Here is a 3,819-nt window from a genome sequence, read left to right as displayed (position 1 = left end):
TGTCGCCGTTGGTAAAATCTATTCTGCCATCATTCACAGCAGCTTCCTCAATCAGGTCAACATACTGTTTGGCATTCAGGAAATGGCGTTTTTTAGTAGGCTTACCCCAGTTGGTGCTTATATCCAGATTAAGCGTGGTTTTCTGACCAGTCTTGCCTTTTTTAGTGGTAACCAGTACTACGCCATTGGCGCCACGGGCGCCATAAATAGCGGTGGCAGCTGCATCTTTTAAAACCTCTATGGATTCAATATCGTTCGGGTTCAGGTCAGCAACCGGGTTAGTGATCTCGTTGTTTACGTCAGACTGGCTGGCCGTTTGTATGGGCAAACCATCTATTACATAAAGGGGCTGGCTGCTGGCAGAGATGGAAGAAGTACCGCGTATGCGCACCTTCAAGCCCTGGCCTACCTTACCACTGCCGGATTCTATTACCACACCGGCGGCTTTACCCTGTATAGCAGATTCAAAGCTGGGCGCGGGGAAGTTCTCTATTTCCTGGCTGGCTACTTTGGCTATAGAGCCCGTAATATTACGTTTGGTTTGCGTACCATAACCTACCACCACTACTTCAGACAGGTCTTTATTACCTGTGCTCATAGAGAGGTTTATGGTACTTTGATTGGCAATAGTAATTTCCTGGCTGGCATAACCAACAAAGGAAAATACCAGTGTGCTGGCGCCTTTGGGTAATGTTATGGTATAGGTACCATTAATACCGGTAGCAGTGCCCACAGCAGTACCTTTCACCTGTACGGTAACACCTGGCAGATCACTGCCATCTTTGGCGTCTGTTACCTTACCGGTGATAGTTTTTTGCTGTGCATAGGCGAATTGAGACATGACGAGCAGCATGCCTGCAAGAAGGGAGTAGATTCTTCGCATAAGCTATTTTTTGGTTCAAAGTTTAACGGGGTTCAGCCGGCGGCCGAAATAAGGTTTTATAACATTCATTTTAAAAGACGGTACATCAGTTCATTAGTCATTTGGTTGTCCCACAAGTCAGAAATTTCCGTAATGAAATATAATTTAACCCGGAAAAAAGAAACAAATATAAGGGCTTTAAATGAAAAACTCCATTTACCACAAAGGCAAATGGAGTTTTTCGTTTAAATGATTAAACCCTTGATAATTTTAGTCTCTGTTCCGGGCGCCCATGTAGATAAGTATATATTGTACCAGGGTGGCAATAGAAGCTACCGCGGCTACCACATAGGTCATGGCGGCCCACCATAAAGCGTCTTTGGCTTTGCCATATTCAGCGGGTGGCATCAGCGCGGCATTGTTTAACCAGGCCAGGCCCCTGCGGGAGGCGTCAAACTCTACCGGCAGGGTAATTACTGCAAACAAGGTGGTTACGGCAAATAATACAATACCCCCCAGTAATAAGGCCGGGAACACATTTACCAGCAAAATTCCCCCTAAAAGCACCCATTGCACCAGGTTGGAGCTTACCTGCACGGCTGGTACCAGCTTGGAGCGCAGGGTAAGCCATTTATAGGCATGGGCATGCTGTACGGCGTGGCCGCATTCGTGAGCCGCCACAGCGGCCGCAGCCACACTGGCAGTGCTATATACCTCAGGGCTCAGGTTTACGGTCTTGTTTTCGGGGTTATAATGGTCGGATAGGAAACCGTCCACAGAAACCACCTGCACATCGTAAATACCGTTGTCCCGCAGCATTTTCTCCGCGATCTGCTTACCGGTAAAGCCGGATGAGACAGGTACCTGGCTGTATTCCTTAAACTTGCTGCGCAGCCGCCAGCTTACCAGCAGGCTAATACCTATGAATAACAGGGATAAAAGCATTACCCCCGGCGGCATTCCGGGCATTATAAATAACATAAGATCAGTTGTCATGCTCAATAAAGGTTAAATTCTCTTACAAAATTACTATTGTATCCTATCAAAATGCTATCCAATACCGCTTCGGTACAAGGTTTTAGGCTTTTCTTAAGAAATTGCCCGCCAGGGGCTCCCAGGCTGTCAGTTTTAAAAAATTAATGCTGTCATTGTGGCGCCATACAATCAATATCATATATTTATTATAGACTATTTGTCAGGGACGAGGCGCTCTATTATTAAGTTTTTTTTATATGTAAAATAAACCGGCATCACTCCTATTTATCAATATTTTACGACCTTCCAACGCAAGTAATATTAAACTCAGAATGCCCTGAAACAGGCGATGGGAGCCGATCTGTCACATTATGAAAATTGCTCAAAAGTTATTCACATCAATTAAATAAACTTTTTTATTCTGAACCCATTTAGTAATTTAGACCTGAATTTAATGGGTTAGTAAGTAGAAAGAGTCAACGGAATCTTCTGTTGGCTCTTTTTCTTTTTACAAATCATTACGCGGTATAAAATCACTGCTTATTTGTTATCCTCATTTCCTGTTTACACTTCTTAAATCATTTAACTTACCATTACCTTTATTGCATGAGTAAAATTAAAACCGCATTCTTTTGTCAGCAATGCGGATATGAATCAGCAAAATGGAGTGGGCGTTGTCCCAGCTGCGGACAATGGAACACATTTGTAGAAGAAAAGATCCAGAAAGATATTCCACTCAGGAACAGCAGCTGGAAACAACCCGAACTTTCATCCGCTGCAGATAATATTGTAAACCTCTCTGAAGTAAGCAGCACCGAAGATGAACGCTTAATAACAGGTGATGCAGAGCTGAACCGCGTGCTGGGCGGCGGTATTGTGCCAGGCTCCCTGGTGCTGGTAGGCGGTGAGCCCGGCATCGGTAAGTCTACTTTATTCCTGCAAAATGCATTGCAGCTATCGCAGATCACTACACTTTATATCAGCGGAGAAGAAAGTGCGCAGCAAATAAAAATGCGGGCCGATCGATTAAAGATCCGGAATGATCAGTTCTTCCTGCTTACAGAAACATCTACCCAAACTATTTTCCAGGAAATAAAAAAACTGCGCCCGCAGCTGGTGATCGTAGACTCTATTCAAACCCTGCAATCACCTTTTATTGAAGCAGCTCCCGGCAGCATTTCACAGATCCGCGAAACAACCGCAGAAATGCAGCGTTTTGCCAAAGAAACACATACGCCCGTATTCCTGATAGGACATATAACCAAAGACGGCGCCATTGCCGGTCCCAAGATCCTGGAGCATATGGTAGATACCGTGCTGCAGTTTGAGGGCGACCAGCATTATGCCTACCGTATTTTACGCACTATCAAGAACCGCTTTGGATCTACCTCCGAGCTGGGTATTTATGAAATGACAGGGTATGGCCTGCGGCAGGTAACCAACCCTTCTGAAATATTGATCTCGCAACGGGAAGATCAGCTAAGCGGTGTAGCCATTGCTGCTACTATGGAAGGTATGCGCCCGATGCTGGTAGAGGTGCAGGCGCTGGTAACACAATCTGTTTACGGCACACCGCAACGTACTGCCACGGGTTTTGACCTGCGCCGCCTGCAGCTGCTGCTGGCCGTACTGGAAAAACGCGGCGGCTTTCACTTTGGCGTAAAGGATGTGTTCTTAAACATTGCCGGCGGCATCCGGGTGGAAGATCCGGCCATTGACCTGGCGGTATTATGCGCGCTGCTTTCCTCCTATGAAGATACGGCCATAGGCAGCAAGATCTGTTTTGCCGGTGAAGTGGGGCTCAGCGGGGAGATCCGCGCTGTAAACCGCATTGAACAACGCATTGCAGAAGCAGAGAAATTAGGCTTTGATAAGATCTTTATTTCCCGCTATAACAAGCAGGGCGCGCACAGCGGCAAGTTCAATATTGAAGTAGCGCCGGTAGGCCGGGTGGATGAGGTTTATCAGCAGCTGTTTTGAGC

The 3,819-nt window shown here is 46.2% G+C and carries 3 protein-coding genes; 1 reads left to right on the top strand and 2 read right to left on the bottom strand.

What is annotated here, in order from left to right; genetic code table 11:
- On the bottom strand, positions 1-883 hold an 883-nt coding region (locus tag VIM87_RS10010), incomplete at its 3' end, for a carboxypeptidase-like regulatory domain-containing protein (RefSeq protein ID WP_331996859.1).
- Positions 884-1,132: 249 nt separating this feature from the next.
- On the bottom strand, positions 1,133-1,858 hold the full coding sequence (locus VIM87_RS10005; RefSeq protein ID WP_331996858.1) for a zinc metallopeptidase: 726 nt from the start codon (positions 1,856-1,858) through the stop codon (positions 1,133-1,135).
- Between the two features lie 585 nt (positions 1,859-2,443).
- Here VIM87_RS10005 and radA point away from each other — a divergent pair.
- Complete coding sequence (gene radA, locus VIM87_RS10000; RefSeq protein ID WP_331996857.1) at positions 2,444-3,817, top strand: DNA repair protein RadA; 1,374 nt, start codon at positions 2,444-2,446, stop codon at positions 3,815-3,817.
- Positions 3,818-3,819: the final 2 nt, after the last annotated feature.

The sequence above is a fragment of the Chitinophaga sp. genome (assembly GCF_036569125.1).
Classification (GTDB): domain Bacteria; phylum Bacteroidota; class Bacteroidia; order Chitinophagales; family Chitinophagaceae; genus Chitinophaga.
Note: the sequence above shows the minus strand (reverse complement) of the source record. Positions and strands in the feature narration are given on the sequence as shown.